The organism is Curtobacterium sp. Leaf154 (genome assembly GCF_001424595.1).
Taxonomy (GTDB): Bacteria; Actinomycetota; Actinomycetes; order Actinomycetales; family Microbacteriaceae; genus Curtobacterium; species Curtobacterium poinsettiae.
Genome location: NZ_LMOS01000001.1, coordinates 415,102 through 430,484 on the forward strand (window position 1 = coordinate 415,102; position 15,383 = coordinate 430,484).

Consider the following 15,383-nt stretch of genomic DNA (forward strand, 5'->3'; position numbering starts at 1 on the left):
TTCTCCGCCGATCCCCTAACGACTCCCGGCGACCGGCCGAGAGTCATCCATGTCAGCCCACGGACGGGCAGACGCACGACCCACGTTCACGGAGGAAACCACCATGGGTATGTCCATCAACACCAACCTCTCGGCACTCAACACGTACCGGAACCTGAACTCGACGCAGAACGACCTGTCGAAGTCCCTCGAGAAGCTCTCGAGCGGCCTCCGCATCAACCGTGCTGCCGACGACGCTTCCGGTCTGACGATCTCCGAGGGGCTGAAGTCCCAGGTCGGTGGCCTCACGGTCGCCGCCCGCAACGCGCAGGACGGCATCTCCGTCGTGCAGACCGCTGAAGGTGGCCTCACCGAGACCCACTCGATCCTCCAGCGCATGCGCGACCTGGCCGTCCAGGCCGGCAACGACTCGAACAACGAGGACTCGCGGAAGGCGATCACCACCGAGGTCGGCGAGCTCACCAAGGAGCTCACCCGCATCTCGGCGTCGACCAACTTCAACGGCATCAAGCTGCTCGACGGCTCCGCCGGCGCCGCAGGGGTGCTGAAGTTCCAGGTCGGCGCGAACGGTGACGCGGCGAGCCAGATCGACGTGGACCTGTCGAAGTCGAACGTGGAGTCCGTGTCGACCGCGGTCGGCGCGCTCACCTTCGACTCGGCCACGAACGCTCAGGCTGCCATCACCGCGATCGACGAGCAGATCAAGTACGTCTCCTCCGCTCGTTCGACCATCGGTGCCATCCAGAACCGCTTCGACCACGCCATCAACGTGACGAACGTGGCCAAGGAGAACCTGACGGCTGCCGGTTCGCGCATCACCGACGTCGACATGGCACAGGAGATGGTCAAGTACACGCGCGACAACATCCTGAGCCAGGCCGGCACCTCGATGCTCGCGCAGGCGAACCAGAGCACCCAGGGCGTGCTCTCGCTCCTGCGCTAGCCATCACGCGGTCCGCCCTCCGGGCCCCCTGCGGGCACGGAGGGCGGACCTCGCCGTCCTGACCACCTCCACGACGCCAGGGAGTGTCGACGATGTCCTCGTCCGTGTCCTCGAGCACCAGCCTCGCGATCGACGGTCTGGTCAGCGGTCTCAAGACGACCGACCTCATCAACTCGCTGATGAGCGTCGAGGGCGTCCCGCAGACCCTGCTCAAGAACAAGCTCACCACCACCAACTCGTTCATCTCGTCACTGCAGACGCTCAACGGGTTGATCCAGGGGCTCGCCACCAAGGCCGCGGACGCCGCGAAGGCCTCGTCGCTGGACCTCTTCGCCGCGACGAGCAGCGCTGCCGGCGTCACGGCCCTCACCGGCACCGGCGCGACCGCCGGGTCCATCAGCTTCACCGTCGGATCGACCGCCTCGGCCCAGGTCGGTGTCACGGCTGCGATGTCGACGTGGGCCAGCGATGCGCAGCCGATCACGATCGTCGGCGCGGACGGCAAGTCGACCACGGTGACGCCGGCGTCCGGCTCCCTCGACGACGTCGTGTCCGCCCTGAACAAGGCCGGTGCGGGCGTCACCGCGACGAAGGTCTCCGCCGGTACCGACGCCGACGGCACCAAGCTCTCCCGCCTGCAGCTCACGTCCGCGAAGACCGGGGCGGCCGGCGGGTTCCAGGTGTACCGGGGTGGCGCGGACGCCGTGGCAGCAGGCACCGCGACGAACGTCCTGACCGAGACCGGTGCCGCGGTCGTGACCGCGGCGACCGATGCCAGTGTCACCCTCTGGGCCGGCACCGCCGCCGCGCAGACGGTCACGAGCGCCACCAACACCTTCACGGGCCTCGTCCCCGGGGTCGACGTCACGGTGTCGAAGACCACCGCCGAGCCGGTCACCGTCACCGTCGCGCAGGACACCACGAAGGCCCAGTCCGTGGCCTCCGGGCTCGTCGACGCGATGAACGCGATCGCGGCCTACTACAAGACGAACACCACGGTGTCGAGCACGACCAGTGCCACGTCCGGCACCACGACGACCAAGGCGGGTGTCCTGACCGGCGACGGCGCCTCCCGCGACGCGGTGCAGCGCCTGACGAGCACGATGTCCGCCCCTGTCGACGGCAAGTCGCCGTCGACGATCGGCATCGTGATCATGAAGGACGGCACCTTCACCTTCGACCCCGAGGTCTTCCAGAAGGCCCTCGCGACCGACCCGAAGGCCACCCAGGCGATGCTCTCCGGCGTGGCCGCCAACGTCGGCGCCGCAGCCACCGCCGCGTCCGACAAGTACGACGGCTCCGTCACGACCTCCATCACCGGCCAGCAGGCCGTTGCGAAGGACCTGACCACCCAGATCGACAGCTGGACCGACCGGCTGGCGATGCGCCGGGCCTCGCTGCAGACCCTCTACGCATCACTCGAGACCAGCCTCAGCAAGCTCCAGTCGCAGTCGAGCTGGCTCGCCAGCCAGCTCGCCTCGACGTCGAGCTGACGGGAACGACCATGACCTTCGACTTCCAGGCCACCGCCTTCCGCCAGGCCGCCCAGCCCCGCACCGTCACCGACCAGCGACGTGCCCAGTACACGAACGAGGCCGTGCTCTCGGCGACCCCGGCCCAGCTCGTGACGATGCTCTACGACCGGCTGCTGCTCGACCTGCACCGGGCCGAGGCCGCGCAGGTCGCCGCCGACTGGACGGCGGCACGCGAACAGCTCCTGCACGCCCAGGCCATCGTGGGGGAGCTGTCCAGCACGCTCCGGATCGACGTCTGGGACGGCGGCGAGGGCCTGCTCGCCGTGTACAACTACGCGTCCACGTCGCTCATCACCGCCAACGTGCACCGCGACGTGCAGGCGACCCGCGACTGCATCCGGATCCTCGAGCCGCTGCGACAGTCGTGGCACGAGGCGGCTGCGTCGCTGCCCGCGACGCCCGCCACGCAGCAGCCGACCGGGGGAGCCCTCGGTGTCGCCTGAGCAGCCCGACGGACGAGCCGCTTGGGAGGCCCTGCTCACGTCCCTGGAACGCGACGCCGCCGGGCAGGCGGCCGGTTCCACGGCCGTGGCCGGGTGGTCGGAGCCAGCCGGGCTGGGACCGCTGCCGCGCGACCTGGTGGGACGGGCCTCCCGGCTGCTCGCCGCGCAGCGGGACCGCATGACGGCGCTCGAGGCGGACCGCCGCTCGACGCTGGAGCACCTCGGTGCCCTGCGCGCCGTCGACGCCACGCGCGAGCCCCGCGGATCCGTGTACCTCGACGCGTCCGCCTGACCCGCACCCCCGCACCAGTTCTGCGACAGAGCACCCGTCGATCGACGGGTGCTCTGTCGCATCTCGGGTGCTCCGCCCCGTGCAGCGCCGACCGCCCCCCGTTCGGGGCGACGCCTAACGCGGCCGACGACGGGCTCCGATAGCGCCCCACGAGCACGGATCGCTCACCAGTTCGGCCAGGGATCGGCCACCACCGCACGGCGACGGCGTCAGCACGACGACACGCCCTGACGAGGGGGACCCTTCCGTGTTCGATTCCGTGACGAGCGTCGCGCTGCAGAGTGCACTCGACGGCCTGTCGATGCGCCAGAAGGTGATCGCGAACAACATCGCGAACATCAACACGACGAACTACCACGCCGAGAAGGTCCAGTTCGAGGACGCCCTGGCGAAGTCGATCGTGGACGGCGACGGCGCCACCACGCCGACGATGGCGCGCAGCCTCGAGCCGACGAACACGAACGGCAACAACGTCAACCTCGACGAGGAGACGCTGTCGAACATCGACACGGTGCTGCGGTACCAGTTCGCGACGCAGGCGATGAACTCCGAACTCACCAGCGTCCGTGCGGCGATGCGGACGAACTCGTGACGACCTTCGACGCGATCGGCATCGCGAGCACCGGTCTGACCGTGCACCGGAAGTGGCTCGACGCCGTCTCGGACAACATCGCCAACGCGAACACCGTGAAGTCGATGGACGACACCGCGTTCCAGGCGCGGTACGTCGAGGTGCAGGAAGGCGCCGGCGTCTCCGGTGCCTACGTCAAGGGCGCCGCGTTCGGCAGCGCCGCCGGCCGTGTCACCTACGACCCGGACAACCCGCTCGCGAACGAGGAGGGCTACGTCCGCATGCCCGACATCGACCTCGGCACGCAGATGGCGGACCTCATCATGGCCCAGCGCGGCTACCAGGCGAACGCCGCCGTGGTCGACCGTGCCAAGACCGCCTACGAGGCGGCACTGCAGATCGGGAAGAACTGATGCCCATCGACGCCGTCAACGGTGTGACCACCAACGCGATGACGAACGCACTGACCGGGGTGTCCGGCACGTCCGGCGACGTCGCCGGCGCTGCGGGCGCGACGAGCACCGACGGCAGCGGGTTCGCCGCGAGCCTCGGCAACGCCGTCGACGGGCTGCAGTCGCTGCAGAGCGACTCGAAGACCCTCGCGCTCAAGGCCGTCACCGGCAACCTCGACGACATCCACGACGCCACGATCGCCGCCACCCGCGCGCAGGTCACGCTCGAGCTCGTCTCCGCCGTCCGCAACAAGGGCGTCGATGCCTTCAACGAGATCATGAGGATGCAGGCCTGATGCCCGTCGCCGTCAAGAACGTCCTCGCGCGCCTGTCCGCGTACGTCAAGGGCTTCTCCGCCGCCCAGCGCACCATCGCGATCCTGGCGATCGCGGCACTCGTGCTCGGCGGGATCGCCCTGGCGTCCTGGCTCGGCAAGGCGTCCTACGCGCCGCTCTTCACCGGGCTCGCCGCGGCCGACGCGAGCTCCATCACGGACCAGCTGCAGACCGACGGCGTACCGTTCCAGCTCACCGACGGCGGTGCGACGATCCTCGTGCCGCAGGCGCAGGTGTACTCCGAGCGGCTCAAGGCGGCGTCGAACGGCCTGCCGTCGTCGAACGAGGGCGGCTACTCGCTGCTCGACAAGATGGGCGTGACGAGCTCGGAGTTCCAGCAGGACGTCACGTACAAGCGTGCGATGGAGGGCGAGCTCGCCAAGACCATCGGCGCGATGGACGGCGTGCGGACCGCCACCGTGCAGCTCGCGATCCCGGAGAAGTCCGTGTTCGTGTCCGAGGAGAAGGACCCGACCGCGTCGGTGTTCATCGCGACCGAGAACGGCACGCAGCTCAGCACCGACCAGGTGCAGGCCGTCGTGCACCTGACGAGCGCCTCGGTCGAGGGCATGCAGCCCACCGACGTCTCCGTCGTCGACGCGAAGGGCCAGACCCTGTCGGCCGTGGGCACCGGTGCGACCGGCAGCGGCGCGGACCAGGCCGCCGACTACGACGCGGCGACGAGCAAGAAGATCCAGGACCTGCTCGACACCACGCTCGGGGCCGGCAACGCGACCGTCGTGGTCTCGGGGACGATGAACCAGGAGTCCGGCACCCGGACGTCGGAGAGCTACACGAGCCCGACCTCGGGCCCGGTCGCGCTGAACGAGTCGAGCACCACCGAGGAGTACGGCGCCGGTGCCGGCGCAGGGAACGGTGCCACCGGCGTCCTCGGCCCGGACAACATCGCCGTCCCGAACGGCACCGCCACGAGCGGCGCCGGCGACGACGGGTACAAGAACGAGTCGGCGACGAAGAACAACGCCGTCGACCACACCACCGAGACCACGCAGATCCCCTCGGGCGGGCTCGACCGGCAGACCATCTCGGTCGCGCTGAACTCGAAGGCCGACGCCGTGCAGAACGCGAACTTGCAGAGCATCAACGACCTGGTGTCCGCCGCTGCAGGAGTCGACCAGGCCCGTGGCGACCAGGTCAAGGTGGCGATGATGGACTTCGACACGAGTGCTTCCGACCAGGCCGCGAAGGCGCTCGAGGAGCAGCAGAAGGCCGACCAGCAGGAAGCACTGTGGTCGTCGATCCGCACCGCCGGCATCGTGATCGGCATCGTCCTGGCCGTCATCGCGATCATGTTCTTCGTCGCCCGCCGCAACCGCAAGCAGGAGCGCGAGGCCGTCGACCTCGGCGAGCTCGACGCCTTCGCCGGCGAGACGTTCCAGCTGCCCCTCGCGATGGACGGGCTCGACGACCGGGCGACGCTCGGTGCCGGTGACGCCCCGACCGCCGTGCTCTCGGCGATGCCCGCCGGGGACGCCCCGACCGAGGTGCTGACCACCGAGGAGATCACGGCCGAGCGCCGCCGTCAGGACATCTCCGCCCTGGCCGAGCGCGACCCGAAGCGCACCGCCGAGCTCCTGCGCGGGCTGCTGGACGACCGGGCGCCGGTGTGAGCGCGCTGATGCCGAGCCCCGGCGGCGGAACCGGCCCGAGCGACCGTGCCCTGACCGGCGCGCAGAAGGTCGCGCTCATCCTCATGCAGATGGAGACCGAGCGCGCGAGCGCGGTGATGAAGCAGTTCACCGAGATGGAGGCCGAGGAGATCTCCGCCGAGATCGTCCGGATGCGCCGCCTCGAGGACACCGTCGTCGACCAGACCATGAGCGAGTTCCACCGCCTCACGATGAGCGGCCGCACGCAGAAGCGCGGCGGCAAGGAGACCGCCCTCGGGCTGCTCGAGGCGTCGTTCGGCGCCGAGCGGGCCGCCGGCGTGATGGACCGTCTGGCCTCGAACCTCGCCGGGCAGTCGTTCGACTTCCTCGACGACGCCGAACCAGGCCAGGTCGTCACCCTGCTCGAGGGCGAGCTGCCGCAAACCATCGCCCTCGTGCTGGCGCACCTGGGCCCGGGGCAGGCCAGCGCCGTGCTCGCCGGCGTCGACGAGCGTGTCCGCACCGACGTCGCCCAGGCGTTCGCCACCATGGGCAGCGCGACGCCCGAGGCCGTCGGCATCGTGGCCGGGGTGCTGCGCCAGCGTGCCGGTGCGGTCGTCTCGCCGCGCGAGAGCGTCGAGGTCGTCGGCGGCATCGCACCCCTGGTCGACATCATCAACCGCTCCGACGTCGCGACCGAGAAGGCCGTGCTCGAGGGACTCGAGGCCCGCGACCCGGAGCTCGCCGAGGACATCCGCTCCCGCATGCTCACCTTCGAGGACATCGTGAAGCTCGAGTCCCGCGACATCCAGCAGGTGCTGCGCGGCATCGACTCCAAGATCCTCGCGACCGCCATGAAGGGCGCCGCCGGGCCGGTCGTCGAGACCATCCGCGCGAACGTGTCCGAGCGCAACCGCGAACTGCTCGACGACGAGCTGCAGGCCATGGGCCCGGTGCGGGTCTCGCAGGTCGAGGAAGCGCGTGCCGAGGTCGTCCGTTCCGTGCGGGAACTCGAGGCCCAGGGCATCGTCACCGTGCACCGCGCCGAGGAGGACGAGCTCGTTGACTGACACCGTCGTGCACCGCGTCGCCTTCCCGGCGATCACCGCCACCGCCGGACGCGACCGCGCGTCGAGCGCCGACGTCCGCGGGCACGCGGCCGGCTACACCGCCGGGCTGCGTGCTGCGCAGGCCGAGACCGAGGCCCTGCGCGCCCGGCTCGAAGCCGAGCACGCCGCCCGGGTCACCGCGTCGCAGGCCGACACGGCACGTCGCATCGCGGTCCTCGACGCCGCCACGAACGCCCTGCTGTCCGCGGTCGCACCCGTCCTGGCGGACGCCGAGGCGTCGGTCGCGAGCGCGGCAGTCGACCTGGCCGAGGCGATCGTCGGCAACGTGGTCCGCGCCTCCAGGCCCGCACACGACGCGACCGTCCTCGACGGACCGGGCAGCCGGGAGGCCCGGATCACCTCCGGCGCCGAGGCCACCGTCCGGCGGGCGCTCGCGTCCGTCGACCGCACGGTCCCGGTGGCCGTCCGGCTCAGCCCGGCGGACGCTGCGCGCGTCGCCGGGCTCGACCTGCCGGTCCCGGTGATGGCGGACGGCACGCTGCGCGACGGCGACGCCGTCGTCGACCTGCCGGACGGCATCCTCGACGCGCGCATCGCGACGGCGCTCGACCGCGCACGCACCGCGCTCGGTGTCGACGCGACGGGAGCCGACCGGTGACCGCCACCCTGCTCCGCCCGCGCGGCCTCGACGAGGCGCTGCTGCGCGCCGCACCCCAGCGGGTGGGCGTCGTGACGAGCGCCGTCGGCCTGGGGCTGACGATCGCCGGGCTCGACGCCCGCGTCGGCGACGTCGTCACGGTGGGCGCCGAGGACGGCGAACAGACCGCGGTCGAGGTCGTCGCCACGGATGCCTCGGGCATCCGCTGCATGCCGCTCGGCCGTCTGATCGGGGTCACCGCCGGCACACCGGCGCGTCCGACCGGCCGCCCGGTGCTCGTGCCGACCGGTTCCGGACTGTTCGGCCGGGTGCTCGACGGGCTCGGCCGGCCGATCGACGACCGCGGCCCGCTCGAAGGCCCCCGGGGCGAACCCGTCACCTGGGTCCCGCTCGACCACGACACCCCGAGCGCGATGGCGCGGACCCGCATCGACACGCCCATGCAGCTCGGCGTGCGGGTCCTCGACACCCTGACCACGGTCGGCCGTGGGCAGCGCATGGGCCTGTTCGCCGGGTCCGGCGTGGGCAAGTCCTCGCTGCTCTCGATGATCGCGCGGGGCAGCGACGCGGCCGTCAACGTCATCGCCCTGGTGGGGGAGCGCGGCCGCGAGGTCCGGGAGTTCCTGGAGGACGACCTGGGACCCGAGGGGCTCGCCCGCTCGATCGTCGTCGTGTCGACCTCGGACGAACCCGCGCTCATGCGCCTGCGTGCCGCGTTCGTGGCCACCCGCATCGCGGAGTCGTTCCGCGACGCCGGCCAGGACGTCGTGCTCATGATGGACTCACTCACGCGCGTCGCCATGGCGCAGCGCGAGATCGGCCTGTCGGTGGGGGAGCCGCCGGCCACCCGGGGCTACCCACCGTCGACGTTCTCGGTGCTCGCCGGCCTGCTCGAGCGCGCCGGGACCGACCGCGTCGGCAGCATCACCGGCATGTACACCGTGCTGGTCGACGGCGACGACCACAACGAGCCGATCGCGGACGCCGCCCGCAGCATCCTGGACGGTCACGTCGTGCTCGACCGCAAGCTCGCGATCACCGGGCACTTCCCGTCGGTCGACGCCCTCGGCTCGGTCTCCCGTGTCGCCTCGAAGGTCACCCGACCCGAGCAGCGAGCCGCGGCCACCGTGCTGCGGAAGGTGATGGCCGCGCGCGCCGGTGCCCAGGACCTGCTCGACGTCGGCGCCTACCAGCGCGGATCGAACCCCCTGGTGGACGCCGCGGTCGACCACCAGGGATCGATCGACGCCTTCCTGCGCCAGGGCATGGACGAGCGTGCCACCGCAGATGCGTCCTGGCAGCGCCTCGGCGGCCTCGTGCAGCAGCTGGGGGTGTCGTGATGGCCCGCCGTTTCCCGCTCGCCGGGCTCCTGCGCCTGCGGCACACCCAGCAGGACCGTGCCGCCGCCACGCTCGCCACCGCGAACGAGCGTGTGCGTGACGCGGCCGACGCCCGGATCGCCGCACGCCGGAGCCTCGCCGACAGCGAGGACGCCCAACCGATCCAGGACGCCGCCACCCTGAGCGCCGTCGCCGCAGCACGTGCCGCGACGCGCGGGATGCTCGAGGAGCTCGACGCCGTCGTGCAGAACCGCCGCGCGGACGCCGACCGGGCGCAGCAGGACTACACCGCCGCCCGCCGTGCCGCCGTCGGACTCGAGAAGCTCGAGGGCAAGCACACCGAGCAGCAGGCGGCCGAGGAACTCCGGACCGAACAGAACGCCCTCGACGAGATCGCGGCACGACGCCGCACGGAAGGTGGTGCCCGATGAGCGTCGAAGCGGTGCTCTCCCGGATCTCGGAGATCCGGTCCCAGATCGACACGCTGCGCGGCGGGACGGCCACGGCTGCCCCGAGCGCCTCCGCCGCCAGCGGTGCCGCGGGGTCCGCGGCCTTCGCGGACGCCCTCGCCACCGCCGACGGCACGACCGGCGCCGCGACCGCTGCCGGTGCGACGGCCTCGGCCACCCCGACGGCCACCCGTGCCCCCGCGACCTCGGTCGACGCCGGGGCCGGCACCCTCGCCACCGGCAGCGGTGCCACCGGGGCTGACGTCGTGGCCGACGCGAAGAAGTACCTCGGCGTGCCGTACGTGTTCGGCGGGGAGACGACCGCGGGCATGGACTGCTCGGGCCTGGTGCAGACGGTCTTCAAGGACCTCGGGGTCACGATGCCCCGGGTCGTGCCGGACCAGGCGAAGATGGGCGTCGAGGTCGGCTCCCTCAAGGACGCCCAGCCCGGGGACCTGATCATCCCGAAGGGCGAGGGCCACGTCGTCATCTACGTCGGCGACGGCAAGGTGCTGCACGCGCCGCGCCCCGGCAAGGACGTCCGGATCGTCGACAACTGGTACTCCGACGGCGACATCGCGACGATCCGGCGGATCGTCCCCGCGCAGGCGGCCCCGGCGGCCGTCACCGCGCCGAGCGCCTCGGTTGCGCGTTCCGCGACCGACCTGCAGACCGCCGCGCTGCTGTCCATGATGCAGTCCGGGAGCGCCGCATGAGCCTGACCATCGCCACCCAGCCGTCCGTGCCCACCGCACCGAGCCCCACCCGGGGTGCAGCGTCCGACCCTGCGGCTGCCGGGTCCTTCGGTGCGGCACTGACCGCCGCCGTCGCGACCGAGCGGCGAGCCGGCGACGGTGCTGCCGAGCGGGACGACACCGAGGGCCGCACAGCGGACGGTTCGGCCGCGACGCCGAGCACCGCTGTCACGCCGTCCGCGTCGACCTCGACCTCGACGTCGGACCGGTCGGTGCCGGCGACCGATCCCACGTCCGTCGACGCGCAGTCGCTGCTCGCCGTCGGGCTCACGGCCACGCCAGCCGCGCCGGCCGCTCCGGCTGCCGTCGCCACGAGCACGACGGCGGGCCAGGCCGCCGTCCGCACGGGGGAGCCGTCCGTGGCGGGCCCGCACGCAACCGACGGGACCGCTGCGATCCCGACGACCACACCGAAGCCGGTGCCGGTGCCGGCCGCGGACACGGCGTCACAGACCTCGTCCGCCCCGACGCCGACGAGCGGAACCGCTTCCGTCGCCCCGCAGCAGGCACCGGCGACGGCGCCGGCCGTGCCCGCGGTGACGGCGACCGCTCCGTCGGCGCCCGCGGTGCCGCCGAGGGGCACCGCGTCGCCGGCAGCTGCCTCCGAGGCCGCTCCGGGCACCGCCCCCGCGCCGACCGCGGTCGCCGGCGCCACCGTCGCTGTCCCGGCGGCGGCGATCCCGGCCGCGGCACCGACGCGGACCGACGAAGCCACCTCCACCGGCACCCCGGCCCCGCTGCCGGCCGTCGCAGCGGGTGCCGCCCCGGCAGCCGGCACCGGCTCCCGAGCCGGCCACGGGACCCAGCAGCAGGCGTCGACGCCGGGCGATCCGGGCCTCCCGGCCGTCGTCCCCAGCCGCGGTGGCGAGACCCCGTTCGTCATGTCGACGACGCCGACCGCCGCGCCCGCCGCGGCGACCGCGCCGGCCCCGGCGCCGCTCGCCCAGCAGCTGGCGCGACCGGTGTTCACGCTCGCACAGGCCGGCCCCGGCGAGCACGTCGTCACCGTGCAGGTCGTGCCGGACAGCCTCGGCCCGGTCACGGTGCGCGCGCACGTCACCGCGCACGGCATGCACGTCGAGCTGTTCGCCGCGTCGGACGCCGGCCGCGAGGCCGTCCGCCAGGTGCTGCCGGACCTGCGACGCGACGCCGGCGGCACCGGTGTGAGCACCACGCTCGACCTGTCGTCGCAGAACCAGCCGCAGGACGCGCCGGGTCGCGACGAGCGCCCGGCCGCACGTGTGCTGCCTGGCGACCCCGGACTGGAGGCGCGGGGCACCCCGCGCACGCAGCCCGCCACCCACACGCCCTCCATCCGCACCGCGGGACTCGACGTCCTCGCCTGATCCGGCTCACGAACAGGAACGCACCATGCCCATCGACGGCATCACCGGCAGCGTGGACCCGACCGCGCAGGCCGCGGCCCTCGCCGCGAACTCCACCGCACAGAAGTCCCAGACGATGGACTCCGAGGTCTTCATGAAGCTGCTCGTCACGCAGCTGCGCAACCAGGACCCGTCGTCGCCGATGGACACCAACCAGATGATCGGCCAGCAGACGCAGCTCGCGATGATGGAGCAGATCACCAACCAGACCACGACGGGGAACGAGAACTTCTCGCTCCAGATGCGCATCGCCGCGGCGAACCTCGTCGGCAAGCAGGTCAGTTACACCGACGCCGACTCGGGCAAATCCGTCACCGGGACCGCCTCGGCCGTGTCGTACGCGAAGAGCGTGCCCACGGTCACCGTGAACGGGAAGGAGGTCGCTCTCGACGTGATCTCCGGCATCACCACCACCGCTCCGGCGTCCTGACGCCCGCTGCTCCGTTCTTCGCTCTTCCTCGTTCTCCCTCGATCTCCCTGCCTCTCCGAAAGGACGCACCATGCTCCGCTCGCTCTACTCCGGGATCTCCGGCCTCCGCTCCCACCAGCAGATGCTCGACGTCACCGGCAACAACATCGCCAACGTCAACACCGTCGGCTTCAAGTCGTCGACCACCGTGTTCCAGGACACCCTGTCGCAGATGACCCAGGGTGCCGGCGGACCGCAGACCGGGATCGGCGGCACGAACCCGGCCCAGATCGGCCTGGGCGTGCAGGTCGCCGGGGTCTCCACGAACTTCTCGCAGGGGTCGGCGCAGGCCACCGGCAAGGCCACCGACCTGATGATCTCGGGCGACGGGTTCTTCGTCACCCGCCTGGGCAACGACACCGTCTACACCCGCGCCGGGGCGTTCGACTTCGACGCGAACGGCCGCCTGGTCACCGCCGACGGCAAGATCGTGCAGGGCTACCCGGCCACGAACGGCGTCGTCAACGAGAACGGGCAGCTGTCCGACATCACGCTGCCGCTCGAAGCAGCAGCCCCGGCGGTCCGCACCACCGCGGCCACCGTCGCGGGCAACCTGCCGTCCGAGACCGCCGTCGGCCAGACCATCACGCGCGAGGCCACCGTGTACGACGCCTCCGGTGCCAAGCACACGATGTCGCTCGCCTACACGCGCACCGCCGGCGGCTGGGACGTCACCGGGCGCAACGGACAGGGCACCACGGCGACCACCTCGCTGACCTTCGGCACCGACGGCAAGCTGACCGCCGGCGGGACCCTCGCCGTCGGCGGCATCCGGGTCGACATGGGTGACCTGACCGGGTTCGCCTCGCTCAACACCGCGGCGATCGGCTCGCAGAACGGCCGCGAGGCCGGGGCGCTGCAGGGCTACTCGATCTCGAAGGACGGCACCGTGACCGGCACGTTCTCGAACGGTGCGTCGCTCGCGCTCGGCCGCATCGCGCTGGCCACCTTCGCCAACCCCGCCGGCCTGGAGAAGACCGGGGCGTCGGGCTACCGCGCGACCGCGAACTCGGGCGGTGCGACGGTCGGGGGCCCCGGTTCGGCCGGCGTCGGTTCGCTCGCGGCGGGGACGCTCGAGATGTCGAACGTCGACCTGTCGCAGGAGTTCACGAACCTGATCGTGGCGCAGCGTGGGTTCCAGGCGAACGCCCGCATCATCACGACCTCGGACGAGGTGCTGCAGGAGCTCACGAACCTCAAGCGCTAGGCGCTAGGCGCGGGGTCGCGGGCGCGGGCTTCGCTCGCGTCGCGAGCGGTTGGTGAGCAGGAACGGTCGGGTGCTGAAGGGGGACTCGACCGTTCCTGCTCACCATCGTTCGTGGTGCAGGGAGTTCGGCGCCGGTTCGTGACGAAACGCTGCGTCGTGACGTCTCATCGGTGCGATGCACGAGAACCACGACACCGACCACCGACCCGACCACCGCTGCTGCAGCGTCTTCGACCGCTGGCGCTGCGATCGACCGAGCGGCCACGACGGCGTGCACGAGTCGCGTGCTCCCGGCGGACGCACGAGCTGGAACGACGGGCTGACCGGGCGGCGGCTCGGGGACGTCTGAGCTCGCGCGATGTCCGAGGGCGAGACGTGTCGTCCGGACTTGTGGCGGTCTGGGCGCGGCCCGATGTATGGTCAGCGCATGCTGACCATTGCCCCGCGGCTCGATGTCCTGAACCGGCTCGGACGGGCACTGTCCGACCCGACCCGAGCGCGGATCCTGCTCCGACTGCTCGACGACCCCGGCTACCCGGCGCGGCTGTCCGAGGAACTCGAGCTGACCCGGACCAACGTGTCGAACCACCTGGCGTGCCTGCGCGGCTGCGGGATCGTCGTCGCCGTGCCCGAGGGACGGCGGACCCGCTACGAGATCGCGGACGGCAACATCACCCGCGCGCTCGAGTCTCTGGTCGACGTGGTGCTGGCAGTCGACGGCGATGGTGACGGTGACGGCTGCGCCGTGGACGTCGGCTGCGGGGCCGAGCGGTGACCGCCGCCGTGGTTTCGCTCACGCCGGTCCGTGCTGGCGTCCTCCGGCGACGGATCCGCTGGATCGTCGCGGCGACCATCGCCTACAACGTGCTCGAGGCCGTCGTGGCGATCGCCGCCGGTTCGGTGGCGTCGTCCACCGCGCTGATCGGCTTCGGGCTCGACTCGATCGTCGAGGTCCTGTCGGCAGCGGCCGTCGCGTGGCAGTTCGCCGCGCGGGACCCGGAGGCGCGGGAGCGGACGGCGCTCCGGGTGATCGCGGTCTCGTTCTTCGGGCTCGCTGCCGTGGTCAGCCTCGACGCCGTCCTGACGTTCACGGGTGTCCGCTCACCGGAGCACAGCCCGGTCGGCATCGTCCTCGCCGCGGTGAGCCTGGCGGTCATGCCGTTCCTGAGCCTGGTCGAACGGCGGACCGGACGTGAGCTCGGTTCGGCCTCCGCGATCGCCGACTCGAAGCAGACGCTGGTCTGCAGTTACCTGTCGGCGGCGGTGCTGCTCGGCCTGCTGGCGAACACGCTGTTCGGCTGGTGGTGGGCCGATCCGCTCGCCGGCCTCGTCGTGGTCGGGTTCGCCGTGCGTGAGGGGCTCGAAGCCTGGCGCGGCGACGCGTGCAAGCAGCCCGTCGTCGCGCTGACGGGGGAGCGTGCAGCTGTCGGTTGCGAGTGCTGCTGAGCGGTGTCTGGCAGCAGCAGCCGGTTCAGTCGGTGTCGGTTCCGGCTTCGCTGACGTGACTGACCGCGTCGCCGACGATGTGGGCGATGTGCTCGTCGTGGAGCGAGTAGACGGCGTTCCGCCCGATGCGCTCGACCTGCACGATGCCTGCGAGCCGCAGCGTGCGCAGGTGCTGGGAGACGAGCGGCTGCGAGAGCTCGGTCGCGTCGGCGAGCGAGCCGACGTCGGACGGTCCGGCGATCAACGCGGAGAGGATCCGCAGTCGCGCCGGCGAGGAGAGCGCCTTGAAGAGGTCCGCCGCTGCTTCGATCCCGTCTGACATGGACTCATGTAAGCGCACGCGCATACGTGCATGCAACACGACGGCCCCGGCGCGGTGCGTCGGGGCCGTCGTGCAGGTCCGTTGATCGGTGCTGATCACGG

20 protein-coding genes are annotated in these 15,383 nt (G+C 71.8%); 19 read left to right on the forward strand and 1 reads right to left on the reverse strand.

The window, feature by feature from the left end; all coding sequences use genetic code 11:
- Nucleotides 1-103 precede the first annotated feature (103 nt).
- The 19 genes from ASF75_RS01930 (at nucleotide 104) to ASF75_RS02015 (ending at nucleotide 14,960) form a co-directional block, all read left to right on the forward strand.
- Nucleotides 104-943 carry a flagellin gene (locus ASF75_RS01930; protein ID WP_031259268.1) on the forward strand — a complete coding sequence of 280 codons (840 nt, stop codon included), beginning with the start codon at nucleotides 104-106 and terminating at the stop codon, nucleotides 941-943.
- A 92-nt stretch (nucleotides 944-1,035) separates the two neighbouring features.
- Nucleotides 1,036-2,436 carry a flagellar filament capping protein FliD gene (gene fliD, locus ASF75_RS01935; protein ID WP_031259269.1) on the forward strand — a complete coding sequence of 467 codons (1,401 nt, stop codon included), beginning with the start codon at nucleotides 1,036-1,038 and terminating at the stop codon, nucleotides 2,434-2,436.
- 11 nt (nucleotides 2,437-2,447) lie between these two features.
- A complete protein-coding gene (fliS, locus tag ASF75_RS01940) occupies nucleotides 2,448-2,921 on the forward strand; it encodes a flagellar export chaperone FliS (RefSeq protein WP_082046797.1) in 474 nt (157 codons plus the stop codon).
- Nucleotides 2,911-3,213, forward strand: a complete 303-nt coding sequence (locus tag ASF75_RS01945) for a hypothetical protein (RefSeq protein ID WP_052481616.1) — start codon at nucleotides 2,911-2,913, stop codon at nucleotides 3,211-3,213. The genes fliS and ASF75_RS01945 overlap by 11 nt, the downstream gene beginning before the upstream one ends.
- A gap of 247 nt (nucleotides 3,214-3,460) precedes the next feature.
- Nucleotides 3,461-3,805, forward strand: coding sequence for a flagellar basal body protein (locus ASF75_RS01950; protein ID WP_017886135.1), 345 nt, complete (start codon nucleotides 3,461-3,463; stop codon nucleotides 3,803-3,805).
- Complete coding sequence (locus ASF75_RS01955) at nucleotides 3,802-4,197, forward strand: flagellar basal body rod protein FlgC (RefSeq protein WP_017886136.1); 396 nt, start codon at nucleotides 3,802-3,804, stop codon at nucleotides 4,195-4,197. The genes ASF75_RS01950 and ASF75_RS01955 overlap by 4 nt, the downstream gene beginning before the upstream one ends.
- Nucleotides 4,197-4,532: a flagellar hook-basal body complex protein FliE gene (gene fliE / locus ASF75_RS01960; protein WP_017886137.1), complete on the forward strand. Its 336-nt coding sequence runs from the start codon at nucleotides 4,197-4,199 to the stop codon at nucleotides 4,530-4,532. Before ASF75_RS01955 ends, fliE begins: the two co-directional genes overlap by 1 nt.
- Nucleotides 4,532-6,202, forward strand: a complete 1,671-nt coding sequence (fliF, locus tag ASF75_RS01965; RefSeq protein ID WP_056068503.1) for a flagellar basal-body MS-ring/collar protein FliF — start codon at nucleotides 4,532-4,534, stop codon at nucleotides 6,200-6,202. Before fliE ends, fliF begins: the two co-directional genes overlap by 1 nt.
- Nucleotides 6,203-6,210: 8 nt before the next feature.
- Nucleotides 6,211-7,251, forward strand: coding sequence for a flagellar motor switch protein FliG (gene fliG, locus ASF75_RS01970; RefSeq protein WP_042537259.1), 1,041 nt, complete (start codon nucleotides 6,211-6,213; stop codon nucleotides 7,249-7,251).
- Entirely contained in the window at nucleotides 7,244-7,909 is a 666-nt protein-coding gene (locus tag ASF75_RS01975) for a hypothetical protein (protein ID WP_056068506.1), read from the forward strand. The genes fliG and ASF75_RS01975 overlap by 8 nt, the downstream gene beginning before the upstream one ends.
- Entirely contained in the window at nucleotides 7,906-9,249 is a 1,344-nt protein-coding gene (locus ASF75_RS01980) for a FliI/YscN family ATPase (RefSeq protein ID WP_056068508.1), read from the forward strand. Before ASF75_RS01975 ends, ASF75_RS01980 begins: the two co-directional genes overlap by 4 nt.
- Nucleotides 9,249-9,680 (forward strand): flagellar FliJ family protein, encoded by a 432-nt coding sequence (locus ASF75_RS01985; RefSeq protein ID WP_056068510.1) that lies wholly within the window; start codon nucleotides 9,249-9,251, stop codon nucleotides 9,678-9,680. The genes ASF75_RS01980 and ASF75_RS01985 overlap by 1 nt, the downstream gene beginning before the upstream one ends.
- Nucleotides 9,677-10,414, forward strand: a complete 738-nt coding sequence (locus ASF75_RS01990) for a C40 family peptidase (RefSeq protein ID WP_042537083.1) — start codon at nucleotides 9,677-9,679, stop codon at nucleotides 10,412-10,414. The genes ASF75_RS01985 and ASF75_RS01990 overlap by 4 nt, the downstream gene beginning before the upstream one ends.
- Complete coding sequence (locus ASF75_RS01995) at nucleotides 10,411-11,799, forward strand: flagellar hook-length control protein FliK (RefSeq protein ID WP_056068512.1); 1,389 nt, start codon at nucleotides 10,411-10,413, stop codon at nucleotides 11,797-11,799. The genes ASF75_RS01990 and ASF75_RS01995 overlap by 4 nt, the downstream gene beginning before the upstream one ends.
- 25 nt (nucleotides 11,800-11,824) lie before the next feature.
- The gene (locus ASF75_RS02000) at nucleotides 11,825-12,268 is read left to right on the forward strand and encodes a flagellar hook assembly protein FlgD (protein WP_017887466.1); all 444 of its coding nucleotides are present in this window, start codon (nucleotides 11,825-11,827) and stop codon (nucleotides 12,266-12,268) included.
- 70 nt (nucleotides 12,269-12,338) lie between these two features.
- Nucleotides 12,339-13,514 carry a flagellar hook protein FlgE gene (locus tag ASF75_RS02005; protein WP_017887465.1) on the forward strand — a complete coding sequence of 392 codons (1,176 nt, stop codon included), beginning with the start codon at nucleotides 12,339-12,341 and terminating at the stop codon, nucleotides 13,512-13,514.
- Between the two features lie 175 nt (nucleotides 13,515-13,689).
- Nucleotides 13,690-13,863, forward strand: coding sequence for a hypothetical protein (locus tag ASF75_RS17525; protein WP_156155264.1), 174 nt, complete (start codon nucleotides 13,690-13,692; stop codon nucleotides 13,861-13,863).
- A 78-nt stretch (nucleotides 13,864-13,941) separates the two neighbouring features.
- Nucleotides 13,942-14,289, forward strand: coding sequence for a Cd(II)/Pb(II)-sensing metalloregulatory transcriptional regulator CmtR (gene cmtR / locus ASF75_RS02010; RefSeq protein ID WP_042537088.1), 348 nt, complete (start codon nucleotides 13,942-13,944; stop codon nucleotides 14,287-14,289).
- The gene (locus tag ASF75_RS02015; protein WP_056068514.1) at nucleotides 14,286-14,960 is read left to right on the forward strand and encodes a cation transporter; all 675 of its coding nucleotides are present in this window, start codon (nucleotides 14,286-14,288) and stop codon (nucleotides 14,958-14,960) included. Before cmtR ends, ASF75_RS02015 begins: the two co-directional genes overlap by 4 nt.
- Nucleotides 14,961-14,985: 25 nt before the next feature.
- Here the strand turns inward: ASF75_RS02015 and ASF75_RS02020 are convergent, their stop codons facing one another.
- A complete protein-coding gene (locus tag ASF75_RS02020) occupies nucleotides 14,986-15,282 on the reverse strand; it encodes an ArsR/SmtB family transcription factor (RefSeq protein ID WP_017887461.1) in 297 nt (98 codons plus the stop codon).
- Nucleotides 15,283-15,383: the final 101 nt, after the last annotated feature.